General features: G+C 60.7%; 19 protein-coding genes. 3 read left to right on the top strand and 16 right to left on the bottom strand.

Annotated elements, in window-relative coordinates:
* Positions 1 to 27 precede the first annotated feature (27 nt).
* A complete protein-coding gene (locus tag NL116_RS29955; RefSeq protein ID WP_494375204.1) occupies positions 28 to 1,446 on the top strand; it encodes an FAD-dependent oxidoreductase in 1,419 nt (472 codons plus the stop codon).
* Positions 1,447 to 1,691: 245 nt separating this feature from the next.
* Complete coding sequence (gene hemE / locus NL116_RS29950; RefSeq protein ID WP_494375203.1) at positions 1,692 to 2,759, top strand: uroporphyrinogen decarboxylase; 1,068 nt, start codon at positions 1,692 to 1,694, stop codon at positions 2,757 to 2,759.
* Positions 2,760 to 2,818: 59 nt separating this feature from the next.
* Here the strand turns inward: hemE and NL116_RS29945 are convergent, their stop codons facing one another.
* The 3 genes from NL116_RS29945 to NL116_RS29935 form a co-directional block, all read right to left on the bottom strand.
* The gene (locus NL116_RS29945) at positions 2,819 to 3,463 is read right to left on the bottom strand and encodes a retron system putative HNH endonuclease (protein ID WP_494375202.1); all 645 of its coding nucleotides are present in this window, start codon (positions 3,461 to 3,463) and stop codon (positions 2,819 to 2,821) included.
* Positions 3,460 to 4,731 (bottom strand): AAA family ATPase, encoded by a 1,272-nt coding sequence (locus tag NL116_RS29940; RefSeq protein ID WP_494375201.1) that lies wholly within the window; start codon positions 4,729 to 4,731, stop codon positions 3,460 to 3,462. The genes NL116_RS29945 and NL116_RS29940 overlap by 4 nt, the downstream gene beginning before the upstream one ends.
* A gap of 78 nt (positions 4,732 to 4,809) precedes the next feature.
* Positions 4,810 to 6,087, bottom strand: coding sequence for an MFS transporter (locus NL116_RS29935; RefSeq protein WP_494375200.1), 1,278 nt, complete (start codon positions 6,085 to 6,087; stop codon positions 4,810 to 4,812).
* 119 nt (positions 6,088 to 6,206) lie between these two features.
* On the opposite strand from NL116_RS29935, the gene NL116_RS29930 reads away from it, so the two are divergent.
* Positions 6,207 to 7,103, top strand: a complete 897-nt coding sequence (locus tag NL116_RS29930) for a LysR family transcriptional regulator (RefSeq protein WP_494375199.1) — start codon at positions 6,207 to 6,209, stop codon at positions 7,101 to 7,103.
* Between the two features lie 70 nt (positions 7,104 to 7,173).
* Here NL116_RS29930 and NL116_RS29925 read toward each other — a convergent pair whose 3' ends face one another.
* Genes NL116_RS29925 through NL116_RS29865 form a run of 13 tightly spaced genes read right to left on the bottom strand, consistent with a single transcriptional unit; the run spans position 7,174 to position 20,245 of the window.
* Positions 7,174 to 8,400 (bottom strand): beta-ketoacyl-ACP synthase, encoded by a 1,227-nt coding sequence (locus tag NL116_RS29925; RefSeq protein WP_494375198.1) that lies wholly within the window; start codon positions 8,398 to 8,400, stop codon positions 7,174 to 7,176.
* Entirely contained in the window at positions 8,400 to 9,128 is a 729-nt protein-coding gene (gene fabG / locus NL116_RS29920; protein ID WP_494375197.1) for a 3-oxoacyl-ACP reductase FabG, read from the bottom strand. The genes NL116_RS29925 and fabG overlap by 1 nt, the downstream gene beginning before the upstream one ends.
* Positions 9,125 to 9,586 (bottom strand): hotdog family protein, encoded by a 462-nt coding sequence (locus NL116_RS29915; protein ID WP_494375196.1) that lies wholly within the window; start codon positions 9,584 to 9,586, stop codon positions 9,125 to 9,127. The genes fabG and NL116_RS29915 overlap by 4 nt, the downstream gene beginning before the upstream one ends.
* A complete protein-coding gene (locus NL116_RS29910; RefSeq protein WP_494375195.1) occupies positions 9,583 to 10,779 on the bottom strand; it encodes a beta-ketoacyl-[acyl-carrier-protein] synthase family protein in 1,197 nt (398 codons plus the stop codon). The genes NL116_RS29915 and NL116_RS29910 overlap by 4 nt, the downstream gene beginning before the upstream one ends.
* Complete coding sequence (locus NL116_RS29905) at positions 10,776 to 11,258, bottom strand: hypothetical protein (protein ID WP_494375194.1); 483 nt, start codon at positions 11,256 to 11,258, stop codon at positions 10,776 to 10,778. The genes NL116_RS29910 and NL116_RS29905 overlap by 4 nt, the downstream gene beginning before the upstream one ends.
* Positions 11,259 to 11,307: 49 nt before the next feature.
* Complete coding sequence (locus tag NL116_RS29900) at positions 11,308 to 12,555, bottom strand: NAD(P)/FAD-dependent oxidoreductase (protein ID WP_494375193.1); 1,248 nt, start codon at positions 12,553 to 12,555, stop codon at positions 11,308 to 11,310.
* Positions 12,542 to 13,702, bottom strand: a complete 1,161-nt coding sequence (locus NL116_RS29895) for a cation:proton antiporter (protein ID WP_494375192.1) — start codon at positions 13,700 to 13,702, stop codon at positions 12,542 to 12,544. The genes NL116_RS29900 and NL116_RS29895 overlap by 14 nt, the downstream gene beginning before the upstream one ends.
* Complete coding sequence (locus NL116_RS29890; RefSeq protein ID WP_494375191.1) at positions 13,699 to 16,041, bottom strand: MMPL family transporter; 2,343 nt, start codon at positions 16,039 to 16,041, stop codon at positions 13,699 to 13,701. The genes NL116_RS29895 and NL116_RS29890 overlap by 4 nt, the downstream gene beginning before the upstream one ends.
* Entirely contained in the window at positions 16,025 to 16,627 is a 603-nt protein-coding gene (locus tag NL116_RS29885) for an outer membrane lipoprotein carrier protein LolA (RefSeq protein ID WP_494375190.1), read from the bottom strand. Before NL116_RS29885 ends, NL116_RS29890 begins: the two co-directional genes overlap by 17 nt.
* Positions 16,624 to 17,049, bottom strand: coding sequence for an acyl-CoA thioesterase (locus NL116_RS29880; RefSeq protein WP_494375189.1), 426 nt, complete (start codon positions 17,047 to 17,049; stop codon positions 16,624 to 16,626). Before NL116_RS29880 ends, NL116_RS29885 begins: the two co-directional genes overlap by 4 nt.
* Complete coding sequence (locus NL116_RS29875; RefSeq protein ID WP_494375188.1) at positions 17,042 to 18,586, bottom strand: HAL/PAL/TAL family ammonia-lyase; 1,545 nt, start codon at positions 18,584 to 18,586, stop codon at positions 17,042 to 17,044. Before NL116_RS29875 ends, NL116_RS29880 begins: the two co-directional genes overlap by 8 nt.
* Positions 18,567 to 19,514 carry a lysophospholipid acyltransferase family protein gene (locus NL116_RS29870; protein ID WP_494375187.1) on the bottom strand — a complete coding sequence of 316 codons (948 nt, stop codon included), beginning with the start codon at positions 19,512 to 19,514 and terminating at the stop codon, positions 18,567 to 18,569. Before NL116_RS29870 ends, NL116_RS29875 begins: the two co-directional genes overlap by 20 nt.
* A complete protein-coding gene (locus tag NL116_RS29865) occupies positions 19,511 to 20,245 on the bottom strand; it encodes a glycosyltransferase family 2 protein (RefSeq protein ID WP_494378156.1) in 735 nt (244 codons plus the stop codon). Before NL116_RS29865 ends, NL116_RS29870 begins: the two co-directional genes overlap by 4 nt.
* Between the last annotated feature and the right edge of the window lie 18 nt (positions 20,246 to 20,263).

The raw sequence follows: 20,263 nt of genomic DNA, 5'->3' as shown, positions 1-20,263 counted from the left end.
CCTGAAGAGTTTGATGAGGTTTTAACAATGGCTGAACGTCTGAATAACGACTTCCAGTTCATCGATGTCGGGCGCAAAGATCCGAAGAAGAAACTGTTGCGTCAACGCAAGAAAGAGTTCGTGGAGATCTACGAACCCTTCAAACCCCAGCATTCGGCCGATCAGGCCCACCGCTGCCTGGGTTGCGGTAACCCGTATTGCGAATGGAAGTGCCCGGTGCACAACTTCATTCCGAACTGGCTGAAGCTGGTGGCCGAGGGCAACATCCTCCAGGCCGCCGAGCTGTCGCACCAGACCAACACCCTGCCTGAAGTGTGCGGTCGGGTGTGCCCGCAGGATCGTTTGTGCGAGGGTGCCTGCACCCTTAACGACGGCTTCGGCGCGGTGACCATCGGTTCGGTCGAGAAGTACATCACCGACACCGCGTTCGCCATGGGCTGGCGCCCGGACATGTCCAAAGTCAAGCCGACCGGCAAACGTGTCGCGATCATCGGTGCCGGTCCCGCTGGCCTGGGCTGTGCCGACGTGCTGGTACGTGGTGGCGTGACCCCGGTGGTGTTCGACAAGAACCCGGAAATCGGTGGTTTGCTGACCTTCGGCATCCCCGAGTTCAAGCTGGAAAAGACCGTGCTGAGCAATCGCCGCGAAGTTTTCACCGGCATGGGCATCGAGTTCCGCCTGAACACCGAAGTGGGCAAGGACGTGACCGTCGAGCAACTGCTCGAGGAATACGATGCCGTGTTCATGGGCATGGGCACTTACACCTACATGAAGGGCGGCTTTGCCGGCGAGGACCTGCCAGGCGTGCACGATGCGCTCGACTACCTGATCGCCAACGTCAACCGCAACCTGGGCTTTGAAAAGTCGCCGGAAGATTTCGTCGACATGAAAGGCAAGAAGGTCGTGGTACTCGGCGGTGGCGACACGGCGATGGACTGCAACCGTACCTCGATCCGTCAGGGTGCCAAGTCGGTGACCTGTGCGTACCGTCGTGACGAAGCGAACATGCCGGGCTCACGCAAAGAAGTGAAAAACGCCAAGGAAGAAGGGGTGAAATTCCTCTACAACCGCCAGCCGATCGCCATCGTCGGTGAAGACCGCGTCGAAGGCGTGAAAGTGGTCGAGACCCGTCTCGGCGCACCGGATGCCCGTGGCCGTCGCAGCCCTGAGCCGATCCCGGGCTCCGAAGAGATCATCCCGGCTGATGCCGTGGTTATCGCGTTCGGTTTCCGTCCAAGCCCGGCGCCGTGGTTTGAACAGGTCGACATCCAGACTGACAGCCAGGGCCGCGTGGTGGCCCCGGAACAAGGCAAGTTCAAACACCAGACCAGCAACCCGAAAATCTTCGCCGGTGGCGACATGGTTCGCGGTTCTGACCTGGTGGTGACGGCGATCTTCGAGGGCCGCAATGCGGCGGAAGGGATCCTGGATTACCTTGGTGTTTAACCAGACTTGAAATGCGATTAAAGGTGGGAGCGGGCTTGCTCGCGAAGAGCGGTAGAACAGTCGACATTAATGTTGAGTGTTAGGCCCTCTTCGCGAGCAAGCCCGCTCCCACATTTGCTTCGCGGTGTTGCGAAAACCGGATTTCACCGCGACAAATTGACCCGATAGACAAAAGGTGCGGCGCTTGCCGTGCCTTTTGCGTCGCGCTCTGAGAAAATGCCCGCACTTTTTTTCCGGATGCCGACATGACTGCCCTGAAGAACGACCGTTTCCTTCGCGCCCTGCTCAAGCAACCTGTAGACGTGACCCCGGTGTGGATGATGCGTCAGGCCGGTCGCTACCTGCCTGAGTACCGCGCCAGCCGTGCCAAGGCCGGTGATTTCATGAGCCTGTGCATGAACCCGGAGTTCGCTTGCGAAGTCACGATGCAACCGCTCGACCGCTACCCGCAACTGGACGCGGCGATCCTCTTCTCCGACATCCTGACCATCCCGGATGCCATGGGTCAGGGCCTGTACTTCGAAACCGGTGAAGGCCCGCGCTTCAAGAAAGTCGTCAGCACCATGGCCGACATCGAAGCCCTGCCGATTCCTGATCCGCACAAAGACCTCGGCTACGTCATGGACGCGGTCAGCACCATCCGCCGTGAGCTGAATGGCCGCGTGCCGCTGATCGGCTTTGCCGGCAGCCCATGGACCCTGGCCACTTACATGGTCGAAGGCGGCTCGTCGAAAGACTACCGCAAGACCAAAACCATGCTCTACGACAACCCGCAAGCCTTGCACCTGCTGCTGGACAAGCTCGCGCAGACGGTCACCAGTTACCTCAACGGCCAGATCATGGCCGGCGCGCAAGCGGTGCAGATCTTCGACAGCTGGGGTGGCAGCCTTTCGGCGGCGGCGTACCAGGAATTCTCCCTGGCCTACATGAAGAAAATCGTCAGCGGCCTGATCCGCGAACACGAAGGCCGCAAAGTGCCGGTGATCCTGTTCACCAAGAACGGCGGCCTGTGGCTGGAAAGCATCGCCGACGCTGGCGCTGATGCATTGGGCCTGGACTGGACCTGCGACATCGGCAGCGCCCGTGATCGCGTCGGCAGCAAAGTCGCGCTGCAAGGCAACATGGACCCGACCGTGCTATACGCCAAACCAGAAGCCATTCGCAGCGAAGTCGGCCGCATCCTCGCCAGCTACGGCAAAGGCAGCGGTCATGTGTTCAACCTGGGCCATGGCATCACCCCGGAAGTTGATCCGGAACATGCGGGTGCGTTCTTGCGCGCGGTGCATGAGCTGTCGGCGCAGTATCACGAGTGATCCTCGTCCGATAATGAAAACGCCCGGCTAATGCCGGGCGTTTTTGTTTGTGTTGGCTTTCAGTGGCCGAGGAGTTGTTCGGCGTAGCGGGCGATGATGTGGTCGAAAGGTTTTTGGTCACCGATATCGGTAGAGCGAATTACCGCAACGAGGTGGGTCAGGTCTTCTTCACTGGCATGGGTGATGAATTCGTCATCGAACAGCAGCCGGATGGTGCTCTGACGGCGGTTGTTGAGGTAGGCGATGTCCAGTGCCAGTACTTCAATCATCTTCGTTGCTGGCAGGTCTTCAGATTCTTTTGGTTGGATTCCGCCAGTTCTCAGGTATCGGAAGCGCAGTTCACATTGCTCGTCCATTGGAGAGATGTGCTGAGCTTCATCAAACCAGTTGCCCTTGCGGTGGCCGCAGTGCAAGGGATTACCTGGCTGGGTTTCACGCAGACATGAGACATGGAGGTTTTGATACTCCAATGCCAACTCCTCAAAGTGTTCTTGAGGCCTGAAGTGTTCGATATGACTGGAGGTTGCCTCTATTTCTCTACCGCAGTAGCAGCAGAGAAACCCTTGTTCGAGTAATAAGCTGTTGTGAAGGTCCCGTTTTTGCGGGTTTTGCAGCGTTGAGTAAGTGGGCGACCACTCATCGTTTGCCGAATTTTTCCATTCTGTAAATAAAGCGGGTTCAATTCCTTTGAGCACTCGCTTCATTTTCCAAGGATCTCCTTGCGCCTGATCAACGCTTCGGCACCGGCGAACTCTGGAAGGTCCGGGGCTTTTTTCTTCAGTGCTTCAAGTTGTGATTTTGCTTTTTTGAGGTCGTTGTCTTCAAGAGTTGAAAACAGCTCGGAGAGCAATGTTTCAATTTCGGGCTCGCGTTGCGCAACGTCCATGACCTCTTCAAGTACGCTACTGGAGTCCAGGCCGTAGGTGACACGTGGGTGAGACGCATCGCCGTTGTTCAATACAATGACTTCTTCGGGTTTCAGGCTGCCGATGATTTGAGGAGAGTGGCTGGCAGCTATGAATTGGACTTTGGGAAATGCCTGCTTCAGCGCCGGTACGATGGTGCGCTGCCATGCCGGGTGGAGATGAATATCCAGTTCGTCGATGACGACTACGCCTGAGGTATTTTTCAGTACGTCCTTGCCCATGTGTGGGTTGAGGATGCACATACGGCGAGCGATGTCGGCAAAGAGCGCGACCATGCCTCTTTGGCCATCACTGAGATTGTTGAAGGGAATGGTTCTCTCTCCTTCAACATCGATCAATAAGCTCTGAAGTCTAAGGTCGTAGCGAAGATCTTTGGTTTTTGGCAGCGCTATCTCAATTGCTTGATTGACCCATGCCAGTTCGTCATCGAATGGGGCCAGTGCTGCTTTTGCATCTAACAAGTTTTGCATTCGCTCAAGCGTCTTACCGATGAGCCAACTTTCGAAGTCTTTCAAATCGGTAACTGCGTCAAACCAATTCGTATATCCGTCTAGGCGAGAGATTCTTTGTTGTGCGGCAAGCTCGGCAGAAACATTTGCGCCTTTCCACTGACGATTGGATCGGTAAAAAACGAGAACAGGTAACTCGATCCTTTCACCAAGGTCGAATTTCACGAGCTCTTTATCTGTCGCGAACTGCAATTCATCAGTTACGAGAGGCGGGGAGTACTCGCTCGCTTGAGTGGTTTCCCATTTTTTGACTCCCAATATCTCGCCCTGTGCTTCTAGTAGCAGAGGGAACTGCCGTTCGAAGCGACTACGGCCTTCAAATTTGTTTATGACAAAACGCACATCATCCAAGGCTAAGCCGATGGACTGCAGCTTTATGGTGTTCGCATACTCGATGAACGAAACAGCCACCGCCTGCAACAACGAAGTCTTCCCACTCCCGTTAACCCCCACCACCAGATTGAAACCCGGTTGAAAGTCGAAAGTGGCATCTTCGTAGCAACGAAAATTCTGAATGTGGAGACGGTCCAGGCGCATTCTGGCTTCCCTTTACCAAGACTGGCGAATGTCGTCAGTGTACCTTGGCTCGCGATTACCGCTAGGGCGCAGTTGTGGCTAAACCTGTGCAGTGCCCGGCAACGGCGGCAACTTCGCCAGCTTCAACGCCACCAGCAACGCAATCACCAGCAACGCGCCAATAAACACCCCAATCCCGTTCCACCCGCCCAAGTGCCAGAACACCCCGCCCGCCGTCCCGGCAATGCTCGACCCCGCGTAATAGCTGAACAGGTACAACGATGACGCCTGCCCTTTGGCCTTGGTCGCCCGTCGACCGATCCAGCTGCTGGCCACGGAGTGCGCGGCAAAGAAGCCAAAGGTAAAGATCAGCATGCCGATGATCACCACCGGCAGCGGGGTAAACAGGGTCAGGGCCAGGCCGGCGAGCATCAGCACAATTGTCGCCCAGAGCACTTTGCGCCTACCCAGTTTGTCAGCCAGCGAACCGATCTTCGCCGAGCTGTAGATTCCCGACAGGTACACCACCGAGAGCAGTCCGACGAAGGCTTGCTCCATGTGATACGGCTCGGCCAGCAAGCGATAACCGATGTAGTTGAACAGCGTGACGAACGCGCCCATCAGCACAAAGGCTTCAAGGAACAACAGCGGCAAACCGGCATCGCGAAAGTGCATGGTGAAGCCGTCAAGCAAGCTGCGCGGGTGCAGCGAGCGAGCGCGGAAGTTGCGCGACTCGGGAAGGATTTTCCAGAACACCGCTGCCGCGATCAGGGCCAGGCCACCGATCACCAGCATCGCCGTGTGCCAGCTGACGAAGTCGATCAATACGCCGGTGATCAAACGTCCGCTCATCCCGCCAATCGCGTTGCCGCCGATGTACAAACCCATCGCCAGACCGATGTGCTGCGGGTGGATCTCTTCGCTCAGGTACGTCATGGCGACCGCCGCCAGACCGCTCAACGACAATCCGATCAGTGCGCGCATGATCAATACGCCTTCCCAACTTGGCATCATCGCGCTGGCCATGGTGCACAGCGCGGCAGCGAACAACGCGGAGACCATCACCGGTTTTCGGCCGACGCGGTCGGAGATCGGCCCGGTGATCAGCAGGCCAATAGCGAGCATGCCCGTCGCCACCGACAGGATCAGGCTGCTCTGCGCCGCGTTGATCGAGTATTCGTGGGACAGCAGCGGCATCATCGGTTGCACGCAGTAGAGCAGCGCGAAGGTCGCGAAGCCGCCGGAGAACAGCGCCAGCACTGTGCGCATGAACATCGGCGTGCCTTTTTCGATGTAAATCTCCTTCAGCTCGGCGACGACATCGTCAGCCGCAGCCGGCGGAACTTCATGGGCGAGTGGAGCGACAGCAGTTTTCACGATGGACCTCGGAGAGACGCAGCCGGGCAGGCAATGAAAAAATCATATAGCTGCCTAATGATTCAATCCAATATATTGTTCGACCTGTTTGAGAGCTTTTACGACCTAATGGGGTTTTCATGGAACTGCGTCACCTGCGCTACTTCATCGCCGTCGCCGAAGAACTGCACTTTGGCCGCGCCGCTCAAGTGCTGGGCATCTCTCAGCCGCCGCTGAGTCAACAGATTCAGGCACTGGAGGCCGAGGTTGGCGCCCGCTTGTTCGAGCGAACCAATCGTCGGGTCGAGCTCAGCGAAGCCGGTCGGTTGTTCCTGCAAGAGGCGCGATTGGTGCTGGCGCAAGTCGACAAAGCCGCCGACGTGGCGCGGCGTGCGCAACTGGGGGAGCTCGGTGAACTGAAGATCGGCTTCACCTCCTCGGCACCGTTCAACTCGACCATTCCCCAGGCGATTTTTTCGTTCCGCCAGCGCTTCCCGGCCGTGCACCTGAATTTGCGGGAGATGAGCAGCACCCAGGTCGCCGATGCGTTGGTCGACGAATCAATCGAGGTCGGCATCATGCGGCCGCTGGGGTTGCCGGACTCCCTCAGCGTCGTGGAGTTGATGCGCGAGCCACTGGTGGCGGTGCTCAGCTCCAAGCACCCATTGGTCAACGGCAGTGAGGACGGATTGTTCCTGTCAGCACTGGCACTCGAACCTTTCGTATTTTTCCCACGCAGCTACGGCAGTGGCCTCTACGCACAATTGCTCAGCCTGGCCCGTGATGCCGGCTTCAGTCCTCACTTTGCGCAAGAGGCGGGCGAGGCGATGACGATTATCGGGTTGGTCGCGGCGGGGTTGGGCGTGTCGGTGCTGCCGGCGTCGTATCAACGGATGCGCATCGATGGCGTGGTGTATCGACCGTTACTGGATCCGGCGGCGGTGTCAGCAGTGTGGCTGGTGCAGCGCAAGGATCAGAAGTCGCCGATGGCCAAGGCGTTTGTTGAGTTGTTGACGCGTAAGGTTGAGGGGGCCTGAACGCAGGGCCATGGGGCGCCGCAAGGCGCCCTTTGTCGTGTCTGGCGTGTAAAAAACAGTGGGTCCCGGATCAGCGCCAGCGGCGGAAGATCAACGATGTGTTGACGCCACCAAACGCGAAGTTGTTGTTCATCACGTATTCATTGCTCATCTGCCGGAACTCGCCGCGCAGGTAATCCAGCTTCCCGCATTGCGGATCGACCTCGTCGAGGTTCAGCGTGTGTGCATACAAATCACGATTCATCATTTCGATGCTGAACCAGGATTCCAGTGCACCGCAGGCGCCCAGGGTGTGGCCGAGGAAGCTTTTCTGTGAGCTGATCGGCATGTGTTCGCCGAACAACGCGCTGGTGGCCAGTGTTTCGGCAATGTCGCCTTGTTCTGTTGCGGTGCCGTGACCGTTTACGTAGCCGATGTCCGACGGTTGCAGCCCGGCGTCTTCCAGGGCCAGTTCCATGGCGCGGCGCATGGTCAGTTGCTCCGGACGTGTGGTGTGCTGGCCGTCGGCGTTGCTGCCGAAGCCGACGAGTTCGGCGTGGATGTGCGCACCGCGAGCCAGGGCGTGTTCCAACTCTTCAAGTACCAGCATGCCGCCGCCTTCGCCGATCACCAGGCCGTCGCGGCCTTTGTCATAAGGGCGAGGGGTGGATTGCGGGGCGTCGTTTTTCAGGCTGGTGGCGTAGAGCGCGTCGAAGACCATGGCTTCGGTCGGGCACAGCTCTTCGGCGCCACCCGCCAGCATCAACGGCAGGCGGCCGAACTTGATCGATTCGTAGGCGTAACCGATGCCCTGGCTGCCACTGGTGCAGGCACTCGACGTCGGGATCAAGCGGCCGGTGAGACCGAAGAAGATGCTGATGTTCGCGGCGGTGGTGTGCGGCATCATCCGCACGTAGGAGTTGGCATTCAGGCCTTCAGCCACCGAGTTGAGCAGCATGTTACCGAACGCCTTGATTTCGTCGGTACTGCCGGTGGACGAACCACACGCCACACCCATGCGCCCGTCCTTGATCGACTCGTCGCCGAGCAGTCCGGCATCGGCCAGGGCTTGCTCGGCAGCGCCTACGGCAAGGCGCGACACCCGTCCCATGCTGCGCAGTTGTTTGCGGGTCCAGTGGCTCGGGACTTTGAAGTCATCGATGGGGCCGGCCAGGCGTGTGTTGAGTTCGGTAAAGCGATCCCACTCGTCCATGCGCCGAATGCCGCTGCGGTTGGCCGCGAAGTGGCCGGCAATGGTGGCCCAGTCGCTGCCGAGGGACGTAATGCCGGCCATGCCGGTGACGACAACGCGCTTCATCAGCACAGGCCTCCATTGACGGCCAGAACCTGCCGGGTGATGTACGACGCTTCCGCCGACATCAGGAAATTCACCGCGCCAGCCACCTCTTCCGGGGTGCCCATGCGTTGTGCGGGGATCATTTTCATCAGTTCTTCCACGGGCACGTTTTCGTCGAGCATGGCGGTGTCGATCAGGCCGGGCGCGACGCAGTTAACGGTGATTTTACGCTTGCCCAACTCGATCGCCAGCGCCTTGGCCGCGCCGATCAGACCGGCTTTGGAAGCGCTGTAGTTGACCTGGCCACGATTGCCGATCAACCCCGACACCGAGGTGATGCAGACAATTCGCCCGGCGGCGCGACGACGGATCATTGGCATCATCACCGGGTGCAGCACGTTGTAGAACCCGTCGAGGTTGGTGCGCATCACCACATCCCAATCATCCTCGCTCAGCGCCGGAAAAGCACCGTCACGGGTCAGGCCGGCGTTGAGCACCACGCCGTAATAGGCGCCGTGGGTTTCAACGTCGGCTTCAAGAATGGCTTTGCAGCTGGCCCGGTCAGAGACGTCGAATTGCAGAACGCGTGCATGGCGGCCCAAGGCGTCGATTTCGCCCTTCACGGCGATGGCGTCCGCCAGGCCGCTGCGGCAATGCAGCACGATGTCGTGCCCGGCCTGAGCCAGGCGCAGGGCGATGGCGCGGCCGATGCCACGGCTGGAACCGGTGACCAGTACGGATTCAGTCATGACTGGACTCCTTCGGGTTCATGAAGATATTGAGCGGCCTGAGGCGGACGAAACACGTTCAGGCGCGCGCTGGCGTGGATGCCGGGGGCGTTGATATGGCATTCGAACACGCCCATGCCGTTGTCGTCTTCCAGCGAGCGAATGCCGTGAATGGTCAGTTCGGTGCCGGCCGGGAAGTGTGCGACGTTGCATTCGAATTTACGGCTGCCGAGCAGAAAGCCCAACTCCACCGCATCCCCGCGCTGGCGCGCATGGCAACCGGCGTAGGCAGCGACGCTCTGGGCCATTATTTCAATGCCGACCCAGGCCGGCAGGCTGCCGTCGGGACGGTTGAACAGGCCGCCGGGTTTGACGGTGAGGCGGGTGTGAATCTGCTCGTCATCGAACGCCAGGATTTGTTCGATAAGGATCATGTCGCCAGCGTGCGGCAGCAACTCGGCGAGCGGCCAGTCAATCATGGTGCGTCTCCGATAATCAGGCTGACGTTGTTGCCACCGAAGGCAAAGGAATTGCTCATCAGGTAGCGAGGTGCAATGGACGACAGGCGATCGGCCGGGGTCACCCAATGCAGTGCGGGCAGTTGCGGGTCGGGCTGGCCGTCCCAGACGTGTGGCGCGAGGGCGTGATCGCGATTATCCGGGCTCAGGCTCAGCCAGCAGAACGCGGCTTCCAGGGCGCCGGCAGCGCCGAGGGTGTGACCGGTCATCGGCTTGGTCGACGAGCAGGGCACGCCTTGGGGGAACAGTGCTGCCACGGCGAGGCTTTCCATCGCGTCGTTATGCTGGGTCGCGGTGCCGTGCAGGTTCAGGTAATGGATCTGCTGCGGTTGCAGGTTGGCCCGGTTCAGGGCTTTGCTCATGGCTTGCAGAGCACCACGGCCGGTCGGTTCCGGCGCGGAGATATGGTGCGCATCGGAACTGGCGCCGCTGCCGAGCAAGGCAATGGCCTGACCATTTCCGGCGGTTTTGGTCATTAGAAACAACACGGCCGCTTCGCCGATGTTGATGCCGTTGCGGTTGACCGAAAATGGATTGCAGCGCTGCCCGGACACCGCTTCCAGGGCCGAAAAGCCGTTGAGGGTCAGTTTGCACAAGCTGTCGACGCCGCCGCACAACACCGCATCGCACAGGTTCAGGTCGAGCAGGCGCTGGGCACTCATCAGTGCCCGAGCGCTGGAGGTGCAGGCGGTGGAAATCACATAGGCCGGGCCACTCAATTGCAGCCAGTCGGCGAGGAAGTTGGCCGGTGCACCGAGTTCCTGTTGCTGATAGTCGTACTCGGCAGGGAATTGATGTTCACGGATGTAATGGGCCAACCCGCGGCTGGCCTCATCGATGCCCGAGGTGCTGGTGCCCAGAATCACGCCGATGCGGTCACGGCCGTAAGTCTGGATCGCCTGATCAATCTCGTCGCGAATTTGCAGCGCGGCGTCCATCAGCAATTGGTTGTTGCGAGTGTCTTGCACTTTCAACTCAAGCGGAATCGACGGCAGTTCCCCGCTCACTGCCGCTACCGGCAAGGCGCGCTCTGGCACCCAACCGGTTTCGACGCGCAGACCTGAGCAATCGCCGGCAAACAGATTGGCGGCCACCTCGTGTTTGCCACGACCCAATGCGCAAATCACCCCGAGGGCATTCAAGTAGGCTGTCATGGTGCGTCCCCGCTCAGCGGCGTGACTTCATAGCGGGGCCCCTTGGGCAGGTTCAATTCAAAGGTCATGGGCTGTGAATATAAGACGTCCCAGTGTGTTGGCAGCGAGCGTTGCCTGCCGTGCTGCCACGCAGTGGGGTAATTACCCGACAGTTCATCTTTGGGGGTCAGGGCAAACAGCAACGCGGCGAACAGCTCCCGGGCTTCCGGGTTGGGCGGCAACAGACCATCGGCGTGCCATTTGCCATCAATCAGTACCTGCCGAGCTTGTGGAATGCCCAGCAAATCCATCATCAACCAGCGAAGCCCGGTCTCTTCAGGCTGGATCACCAATACCCAGTCCTGACGTTGCGCGGCTTCCAGGCGCTGGATGTGCAGTTGCAGCGGTAACGACAGCTTCGGGATGTGCTCGGGCAGCGGTGCCTGGCTGGCGCAAGCGCTCAGCAACAGCAGGCAGCCCAGGAGCAGAAAACGGATCATCAGGCATTACCTTCAAGGGAATTGCACGGCAAACAGGCGGTCCTGTCATTCATGTGACATCTCTGGCGCAGAGTTCTGACAACATGCGCAGCCGACGCTTGGGTTCACTGACGAACGGGTTGCGTTCGTCCCAGGCATAACCGGCGAGAATGGCGCTGATCATGCGGCGGATGTCCGGTGAGCCGCCTGTGTGGAAGATCACATCCTGGAAGGTCCCGGCGTACCAGCCCTCGACGTAACAACGGAAGGTGTCGACGCCACGCTTGAGCGGTTCGGCGAACTCGCCCTGCCAGTCCACGCTTTGCCCTAGCAGTTGGCGATGCAACACGCTCGCGGCCATGCTCGCCGAGCGCATGGCGATGGTCACGCCGGAGGAGAACACCGGGTCGAGGAATTCCGCCGCGTTGCCGAGCAGCGCAAAGCCCGGGCCGTGCAAGGTTTTGACGTTGGCCGAGTAGCCGCCGATGGTGCGCGCGGGCGTGTCCCACACGGCATTTTTCAGTACGCCGGCAAGGCTCGGGGTTTCAGCGATGAACCCGCGCAGGCATTCGTCCAGATTCTCCATGCGGCCTTCGAAATGTTCGGCGGCCGCGACCACGCCCACCGAGCAACGACCATTGCTGAACGGGATGGTCCAGAACCAGATGTCGCGGTGGACGGGGTGGGTGGTAATGAGGATTTTTTCGCGCTCGAAGGCCGGGCTGTCGATGTGGTCTTCGATGTGGGTAAACACGGCCTGGCGCACCGGAAAATTCGACGGCGCTTCAAGGTCCAGCAGGCGCGGCAGCACACGACCGTAGCCGCTCGCATCGAGTACGAACTCCGCTTCGACGCGGTACCGGCTGCCGTCTTCGCGCAACACGTCGAGCTGTGGTTTCGGCAAGTCGAAATCGACGCTGACGATGGCTTCCCCGTAACGCACTTCCACGCCTTGCAGCGCGGCCTGATCGGCCAGCAGCTTGTCGAAATCGGCGCGCTGGACCTGGAACGTGGTCGGCTTGCCATGGCTGAACGTGTCGCCGAAATCGAAGGCGCTGTACTGCTCGCCCCAGGCGAACGCTGCGCCGTTCTTGAGCTGGAACCCGGCCGCGTTCACAGCCTCAAGCATGCCGGCTTCTTCCACGAAATCCAGGCAATGCGACAACAGGCTCTCGCCGATGGAAAACCGCGGGAAGTGCTGGCGCTCGATCATCAGCACATCGTGACCGTTGCGCTTGAGCAACGCGGCAGCGATGGCGCCCGAGGGCCCCGCGCCGATGACGACGACTTGGCGGCATTGCATTTCAACTGTTGGCACGGGGGCTCCTTGCCGGGGCGGCGATGTTCAAAGGGGGGCTGTGCATGCCGGCGAGTGCCGGCAGCAGCGTCGCGATCAGGCCCATCACCATCAGCGCAAAGTACAGTGCCGGGCTGATGAGCTGTTGTTGCAGCAGCAGGTTGAGAAAAACAATCTCGCTCAAGCCGCGAATGTTCAGCAGCAGGCTCTCCCGCCAGCGGCTGGCGCCTTCAAAAGAGGCTCCGGCCCAGCCAAGCCCCAGCCAGTTGCCCAGCAGTTTGCTGGCAATCGGCAACAGCAGCAGTGCGGCCAGTTGCAGCCAGTTCAGGCTGGTCATGGCGGCGTGCACGTTGATCTGCACGATGCCGAACGTGAGGATCAGCGGGATGGCGATCCAGGTTTGCAGGCGGTTCATCCACGCGGCGGATACTGGCCACACCAGCGGTACTTTCAGCGCGGCCATGCACAGCAGATAACCGATGCCGAAAATCAGCGCGTTGAGCTTGAAGTGCTCGGCGACCACCAGCAGCGCGAAGAAGCAGCCGCTGTGCAACAACGGCTGGCGCAAACCGAGCAAGCGCAGCAGCACTGGCAGACAAGCGCCGGCCAACGGCAACAGCAAACTGCTCACGTGCAGGCTGCCCTGAGCGAAGCCGAACAGGGTCCAGCACGTCAGGTCGATGAGGATCGCGGTCTGCACCAGTCGCCGGGTCGCCTCGGATGGGTAGTTGATGTGCCGCAGGTACAAATACAACACCGGAATCGCGGTGATGGCGAACACCAGGCCCACCGCCAACGAACTGATCCACGATTGTGCTGGCAGCAGCCACACCGCCGTCGCCAGCCCGCCCGCGAACGGAATGCAAAAACTTGGCAGGGCGATTTTCAGGCTCTGGCGATCCAGCCGCAGGTCGATCACGTCACTCAGAATGTGCCCCAGCAGCAAGGCAAAGCTCAGGCTGTAGAGGTTTTTCAGCCACGTCGGCGAGATCAGGTCTGCGCCGCTGAGCTGCCAACCGGGCTCGATCCAGAAGTACATCAGCAGCGGCAGGCCGAAGGTTGCCAGCAGCAATTGGCTGACGATCGGGATCAGGCCGAAATGACGCCCGATACGGGTGGCCACGGCGAACAGCGCGAGGGCCATCAGCCAGAACAGGGCGATCATCATGCGGCTGACTCCGCGACCGGAGCGGTGTGCGGATGGCGGCCCGCCCACGGCGCCAGGATGAAACTGAAGGCCAGCCCCAGGCTCACTGACAATCCAAAATTGCTCACGGCCGGCGTGCTTGATACGGCGAGCAGACCGAACGACAGCCAAGTGGTCAGCGCCGCCAGCAAGGTGCCCAGCAGGCTCACTGCGGCGCCGCCGACCTGTTCGCGCATGAGGATCGCGTAATCGACGCTGATCGCCGTCACCAGCAGCAGACCGAACAGGCTGAACAGCGTCAGCGGTTGGCCCAGCCAGCCGAGACTGGCCAGGCTGCACAGTGCCGCCAGCAGTGGCAGGGCAACGATGCGCAGGGCGCCGGCGAGACCGAACGGCAATATCAACACCAGCACGATCAGCGCGCAGGAGGCGAGCTTGAGCTCAGCTGCGCTGATCTGTGTCGCCGCGAAAACGCTGTTCAATTCACCGAGGCGGTCGACCAGTTTGACGCCTGGCAAGTCCAACGCCTGGACGCGTAACAGGGTCGGATCGTTCAGGCCTTGCAGGCTGACCATCGCCGCCACGCCTCCGTCATCTGTCGACCCCAGCCATAGAGGACGATAGGGTTCAGCCAGCGGGCCGAGCAGTGCGGTATCGATGTCTTCGGTGGGCAACGCCTGCAATTTCGTCAATTCCGCATTCAGCGCTTCTGCCGGTACGCCGACGTCGAGCAGCGGTTGCCAGTACTGTGGCAGTTGGCGCAGTGCTTCACGCACTTGCTGCTGTTCGCTTGGCTGGCTCACCAGCTGATTCAGTGACAGGTAGCCCTGGAGTTTTTCCAGGTTCACCAACTGATCCAGCCGTTCGTTCAACGCGGTCTGACGCTCCAGCAACTCCTGCTGATTGGCGCCGCGTACGAGGAAGAACTGGCTGGTCGGTTGAAAACCGGTGATGCGCGCAATGGTCTTGGCTTCGTCAGTCAATTGCTGCGGTGCGCCGATCCACTGGCGGATGTCGTTTTTGCTGTCGAGTTTCAGCAGACCGCCCACGCAGAAGGCGATTAGCAGGGCCAGCAACACCGGCGTACTGGCCTGTTTGAGCAGCGCGTCACGCAGGCTGAGCAAACATTCGCAGAGACGCAGTGGCCATTGTGCTGGACGGATATCAGCACCCTTGAGCAGCGCTGGCAACAGACAAACGGCAGACAGATAGGCACCCAGCAAACCGGCGGCGGAGAACACGGCGATCTGGGTCAGGGCCGGGAACGGTGTCCACGCCAGCGCCAGGTAACCGATGCAACTGGTGATCAGGCTCAGCGTCAGGCCCGGCAGCGTCAGGCGCAATGCGGGCCAGCTGTGCCAGGGTTTCAGGCTCCAGCTTTTCGACAGGTAATGCAGTGGGTAATCGACGGCTACGCCAATCAGGCTGGAACCGAGCACCAGTGTCATCACATGCATGTGGCCGAACAGCGCCACGCAGGCCACCGCACCAAACAGCATGCCCACCAACACCGGGATGAACGCGAGCAGTACTCGCCAACGCCGGAAAGCCAGCAACAGCAACGCCAGAATCCCCAGCGTGGCGCCGCCGCCGACCCACGTCATCTCGCGGGTGGCTTGTTGCTGACCGCTCGCGGCGTAGAGCAATCCGCTGGCTGCCAGCAGTTGCACGTCAGACTGCGCCGCTTGTTCGCGGCTGTGTTCAAGCAGGCTGGCCACTTGCAGCGGCAGGCTCATGTCAAAGGCATTGCCGGTAGTTTTAGCCCGCAGCATCACCCAGCTCTTGCCGTAGGCATCGGCGATCAACGCGCCGCTGCCGATGTCCAGTTGCACGGCACCGTGTTGAGGCTGACTGTTCTGGATACGCCCGGTCAGGCCCAGCCAGTCATCCTGGCTTGGCACCAGGCTGAAACCGGTGAACGGGTCGAACAGGGCTTGCACCCGTTGCTGGATGAAGGCGTCGGGATGCTCGACCAGTAGCTGTCGATCCACCCCGGAGAGCATCGCCAATCGGCCTTGCAGCAGTTGCGTGCGCAGTGCGGGCAAGTCGGCTTGCAACGTCCATTGCACCTTCTCGAACAGACCGCTGGCCTGCCATTGCTCGCCGAGTTTCTGCGCCATGGCGAGGGCATGCCCGCGATCCTTGTGGCCGACCAGCACCAGCATTTCGCGGTTCAACGGCTCCTGCATGCGTTGTTCAGCGCGCAGTTCCAACGCGTCCGGCGTCGTGCCCGGCACCAGCTCCATCAGGTTGGCCGACAGCGGAGCGCCGTCGCGCCATTGCCAACCGGCGAGCGCGAGCGCTGCCAGCAGCAGGATCAGGAAAAGCCACGGCAGCCTGCGTTCACTCGGCAAAGTCATGTTGCTCCGCAGTGCTAAACGGTTGGAAGCGGGTGCTGTCCTGCATGCGCAACAGGGTGCTGTCGCCCTGGGTTTCCAGCAGTTCGATGGTGCTGACCAATTCACCGCCAGTGATGTTGATCTGCTTGAACACTTGCTTGAGCAGTAGCGAACGTGGAATCAACGTCAGCTTCCAGTTCTGCGCATCGCCGCTCAATGACAGCTCGAAGTCACGCTGCAAACCGCTGCTGTCGCCTTGCAGCACGGCGAGGAACAAGCGGTTCTGCTCGGCACCGGCGCTCTTGCCTGGCAGCATTTGCCAACCACTGGCGTCACGTCGGGCGATGCCATTGGGGGTGATGCGGTAATCCTGTTGCAGCGGCGTTTTCAGCAGCCACAGCAGGCCATGATTTTTCGCGAGCACGAACGTGCCCTTGCTGGTCAGCGGCTGGGGCAGGGCGCGCAGGTGTTTTTCCTGGATGAAGTTGCCGTGGATCACCTCGGGTTTGGCCAGTTGATCGCTCAGTTGCTGCAGATCGAAGGCGTTGGCGAGCGATGACAAGCCAAGCAGTACCAGCGCACCGAAACATTTGAGGATCGGGTTCATGCCAGCATCCTTTCGACAGCGTCGGTAAAGACCTTCGGGGAGGCCAGCTGCATTTCACGGCTGGTCATGTCGACGGCAACCTGCACGGAGCTGGCGCGGGTCAGGCGTTCGCCGGTGTCCAGGTCACTGATCAGGTAGTTGATCTTCAACCGGTTCTCCCACTCCACCAGATTGGCCCGCACGTTCAGCTTCTGGCCGAACACTGCGCCGCGCACGTAGCGCAGTTGCAAGTCGATGACCGGCCAGGCGTATCCCGACTCGGACATCGCCGTGTAGTTGTGGCCGATCTTGTCCAGCAGCGCACAACGCGCAACTTCCAGATATTTGACGTAATGGCCGTGCCAGACCACGTGCATGGTGTCGACGTCAAAGAACGGCACCTGGATTTCCGTATCGGTGTGAAGCACTCCCTTGCTACGCATGCAGCCTCCAGTGTTGCTCGGCAATTCGTTTCAGGCACAGGCGCAATTCGCCCTCCAGGGCACGATCTTCAATGACCGGCGGGAAGTCCTTGGCCAGCTCTTCGTGCATGGCGGCCAGGGCTGGCGGCAACGGGCGAGCATCCTCGGCCTTGCTGCGCAGCCACACGCCTTGGTTTGCGGCGAGCAGAGTCGCGGCGGCGACCTGTTCGGTCAGCTCCAGCACACGAATGGCGTCGCGGGCGGCAATCGTGCCCATGCTCACTTTGTCCTGGTTGTGGCACTCGGTAGAGCGCGAGAAAACGCTGGCCGGCATGGTGTTTTTCAGTGCTTCGGCGGTCCAGGCGCTGGTGCCGATCTGTACGGCCTTGAAGCCGTGGTTGAGCATCGCCCGATCAGCGCTAGCACCGGACAGATTGCTCGGCAAGCCGTGGTTGTAACGCTCGTCCACCAGCAAGGCGAGTTGACGGTCCAGCAGGTCGGCAACGTTGGCCACCAGGTTCTTCAGGCTGTCCATGGCGAACGCGATGTGGCCGCCGTAGAAATGCCCGCCGTGCAATACACGCTCAGCTTCGGCGTCGATGATCGGATTGTCGTTGGCGCTGTTGAGTTCAATCTCGATGAACGAGCGCAGCCAGTTCAGGCTGTCCGCCAACACGCCGAGGACATGGGGCGCGCAACGCAGGGAATAGCGGTCTTGCAGGCGGTGCAGTGGCGCAGTCGGCGCGTCGATCGCCAGATCCTTGCGCAGCCACGCGGCGACTTGCATCTGCCCCGGGTGCGGTTTGGCGGCAAACAGGCGTTCATCGAAATGTTCCGGGTTGCCCTGCAACGCCACCACGTTCAGCGCGGTGATGCGGGTGGCCAGTTGCAGCAGGTAGTCGGCGCGCGCGAAGGCCAGGCAGGCGAGGCCGGTCATCACCGCGGTGCCGTTCATCAAGGCCAGCGCTTCTTTCGGACGCAGCACCAGCGGCTGCCATCCCAGTTCACGGTGCACGTCGGCGGCCTGTCGGCGCTCACCGCGGAACATCACTTCGCGTTCGCCGGACAGGGTCGCGGCAACGTAGGACAGCGGCGTCAGATCACCGCTGGCGCCCACCGAGCCTTCTTCCGGGATCAGCGGCAGGATGTCGTGTTCGAGGAACGCTTGCAGGCGTTCCAGCAGTTCCACGCGAACCCCCGACACGCCGTGGCACAGCGACTGCAAGCGTGCGGCGAGCACCGCGCGGGTGGCTTGTTCGTCGAGCAGTTTGCCCAGGCCACAGCCGTGGAAGGTATACAGATGACGGGGTAGGGCCTCGACGTGATGCAGCGGCACCGCGACCACGCAGGAGTCGCCATAACCGGTGGTCACGCCATAAATCACGCCTTCCTTGTCCAGCAGCGAATCGAGGAATCGCGCGCCCTTGGCGATACGCTCGCGGTACGCGGGGTCGCCCTGCAATTGCGTCGGCACCTGACGTTTGGCCAGGGCCAGCACGTCTTCGATGCGCAAAGGGAGTTCGCCGAAGGTTACCGGCTCATGCGTTGGCGTCGTCATCGGTCTTCCAGAAAGGGTAAAAGTTGAACCATTGTTGGGGCGCTTCGAGGCAATAGTGGCCCAGGCGCTCGGCGTAGCGGGACGCCCACTGATGAATGACCTGTTCGCGGTCGCTGCGTTTCCATATCACGGCCTCGGCAAAGGGTTCGAGGGTCACGCGGTATTGGCCCGATGGTTTTTTCAGGCACATCAGCAGATTGATCGGGCATTTGAGCAAGCCGGCGAGCAGCCACGGCCCCTGAGGGAACGCCGCCGGGTGGCCGAGAAAATCCACGGTTACACTGCGTCCGCCGTGCAGCGGCACGCGGTCGCCGGCAATGGCCAGCCATTCGCCGCGCTCAAGGCGCTCATGCAGTTGCAGCATGATCACCGGGTCCAGCTCGCTGACCTGGATCAACCGCAGATTGGTCGCTCCAGCCTCGCCGAGCAAGCGGTTGAACTGCTCGGCGTGTTTGGTGTGGACCAGCACGTTCATCGTGACTTTTTCGCCGATTTCCGCCAGTGCGCGGCAGACCTCGAGATTGCCCAGATGCGCGCCCACCAGCATTTGCCCACGGGTGCCACGCAGTTGATTGCGCAGCAATGCCGGGTCGATGATTTCGATCTGGTCGATGCTGAGCTTGCCGTTCCAAACGTCGAGCTTGTCGAGCATGGAGTCGGCGAATGCCATGAACTGGCCAAACACGCGCCAATGGGTGGGACGCAATTCTGTGCGACCGCTCCAGTCGACGAGACGTTGCTGGTACTGCCAGGCACTGTGGCGTGCACTGCGGCCGAACAGGAAAAAGTACAGGACGATGCCGTACAAAATCGGACTCAACAGCCGCCGACCCAGTACTTTGGCGCCGAACGCGGTGAGCTTCATCAGCCAGAAACTGCCGCGCTCCTGCCGGTCGGCCCAGTGTTTTTTATCGACGTCACTGCTCATGCTCGCCACCGCCGCCAGAGGATCAGCGGTGCCCGCAGCAACATGCCGAAAAACAGCCGGGTATGCATGCTGGAAATCAGCACGTTGTCGTGGAACAGGCGGAAATGCGAGACGCCGTCCAGCGGGTAATGAACCCGGGTCGGCAACCATTGCATCGGCAGGTTGCGCCAGGCCAGGCGCACGAGAATGTCGGAATCGAAGTCCATGCGTTTGCCGATCTTCGCCGAGTCGATCAGCGCCAGAGTCGGCGGCAATGGATAAACGCGAAAGCCGCACATGGAGTCGCGAATCTGCAAGGACAGCGTGTTGATCCACACCATCACATGCGTCAGGTAGCGGGCATACAAACGACCTTTGGGCACACTGGCGTCGTATTGCGGGTAACCGCAGATCACCGCATCAGGCTGGGCGCGTGACTGCTCGATGAACAGCGGCACATCTTGCAGGTCGTGCTGACCGTCGGCGTCCACTTGCAACGCGTGACTGAAACCCAGGCGTGAGGCTTCGCGCAGGCCGGTCATGACAGCGCCGCCCTTCCCCTGGTTGGTGGTGAGGCGAATCAAGTTGACCATGTCGCGCCGGGCCAGGCGGTCGAGCACTCTGGCGCAGGCTTGATCGCTGGCATCGTCCACCAGAATGCACGGCAGGCCACTGGCGATCAGCGCGTCGACCACCGTGGTGATTGCGTTTTCGTGGTTGTAGACCGGGATTACGGCGCAGGGGCTATGCATGGTGATTAACGCCCGACG

Source organism: Pseudomonas sp. FBCC-B1667 (genome assembly GCF_059133255.1).
This window is presented reverse-complemented; position numbering and strand designations above follow the sequence as displayed.

What these genes read in the sequence shown, in the direction of transcription:
- NL116_RS29880 (WP_494375189.1), bottom strand. Translation starts at nt 17,049, where the DNA reads ATGCGTAGCAAGGGAGTGCTTCACACCGATACGGAAATCCAGGTGCCG.
- NL116_RS29905 (WP_494375194.1), bottom strand. Translation starts at nt 11,258, where the DNA reads ATGATCCGTTTTCTGCTCCTGGGCTGCCTGCTGTTGCTGAGCGCTTGC.
- NL116_RS29875 (WP_494375188.1), bottom strand. Translation starts at nt 18,586, where the DNA reads ATGACGACGCCAACGCATGAGCCGGTAACCTTCGGCGAACTCCCTTTG.
- NL116_RS29890 (WP_494375191.1), bottom strand. Translation starts at nt 16,041, where the DNA reads ATGACTTTGCCGAGTGAACGCAGGCTGCCGTGGCTTTTCCTGATCCTG.
- NL116_RS29885 (WP_494375190.1), bottom strand. Translation starts at nt 16,627, where the DNA reads ATGAACCCGATCCTCAAATGTTTCGGTGCGCTGGTACTGCTTGGCTTG.
- NL116_RS29930 (WP_494375199.1), top strand. Translation starts at nt 6,207, where the DNA reads ATGGAACTGCGTCACCTGCGCTACTTCATCGCCGTCGCCGAAGAACTG.
- NL116_RS29915 (WP_494375196.1), bottom strand. Translation starts at nt 9,586, where the DNA reads ATGATTGACTGGCCGCTCGCCGAGTTGCTGCCGCACGCTGGCGACATG.
- NL116_RS29940 (WP_494375201.1), bottom strand. Translation starts at nt 4,731, where the DNA reads ATGCGCCTGGACCGTCTCCACATTCAGAATTTTCGTTGCTACGAAGAT.
- NL116_RS29925 (WP_494375198.1), bottom strand. Translation starts at nt 8,400, where the DNA reads ATGAAGCGCGTTGTCGTCACCGGCATGGCCGGCATTACGTCCCTCGGC.
- hemE (WP_494375203.1), top strand. Translation starts at nt 1,692, where the DNA reads ATGACTGCCCTGAAGAACGACCGTTTCCTTCGCGCCCTGCTCAAGCAA.
- NL116_RS29870 (WP_494375187.1), bottom strand. Translation starts at nt 19,514, where the DNA reads ATGAGCAGTGACGTCGATAAAAAACACTGGGCCGACCGGCAGGAGCGC.
- NL116_RS29955 (WP_494375204.1), top strand. Translation starts at nt 28, where the DNA reads ATGGCTGAACGTCTGAATAACGACTTCCAGTTCATCGATGTCGGGCGC.
- NL116_RS29865 (WP_494378156.1), bottom strand. Translation starts at nt 20,245, where the DNA reads ATGCATAGCCCCTGCGCCGTAATCCCGGTCTACAACCACGAAAACGCA.
- NL116_RS29910 (WP_494375195.1), bottom strand. Translation starts at nt 10,779, where the DNA reads ATGACAGCCTACTTGAATGCCCTCGGGGTGATTTGCGCATTGGGTCGT.
- NL116_RS29895 (WP_494375192.1), bottom strand. Translation starts at nt 13,702, where the DNA reads ATGATGATCGCCCTGTTCTGGCTGATGGCCCTCGCGCTGTTCGCCGTG.
- fabG (WP_494375197.1), bottom strand. Translation starts at nt 9,128, where the DNA reads ATGACTGAATCCGTACTGGTCACCGGTTCCAGCCGTGGCATCGGCCGC.
- NL116_RS29945 (WP_494375202.1), bottom strand. Translation starts at nt 3,463, where the DNA reads ATGAAGCGAGTGCTCAAAGGAATTGAACCCGCTTTATTTACAGAATGG.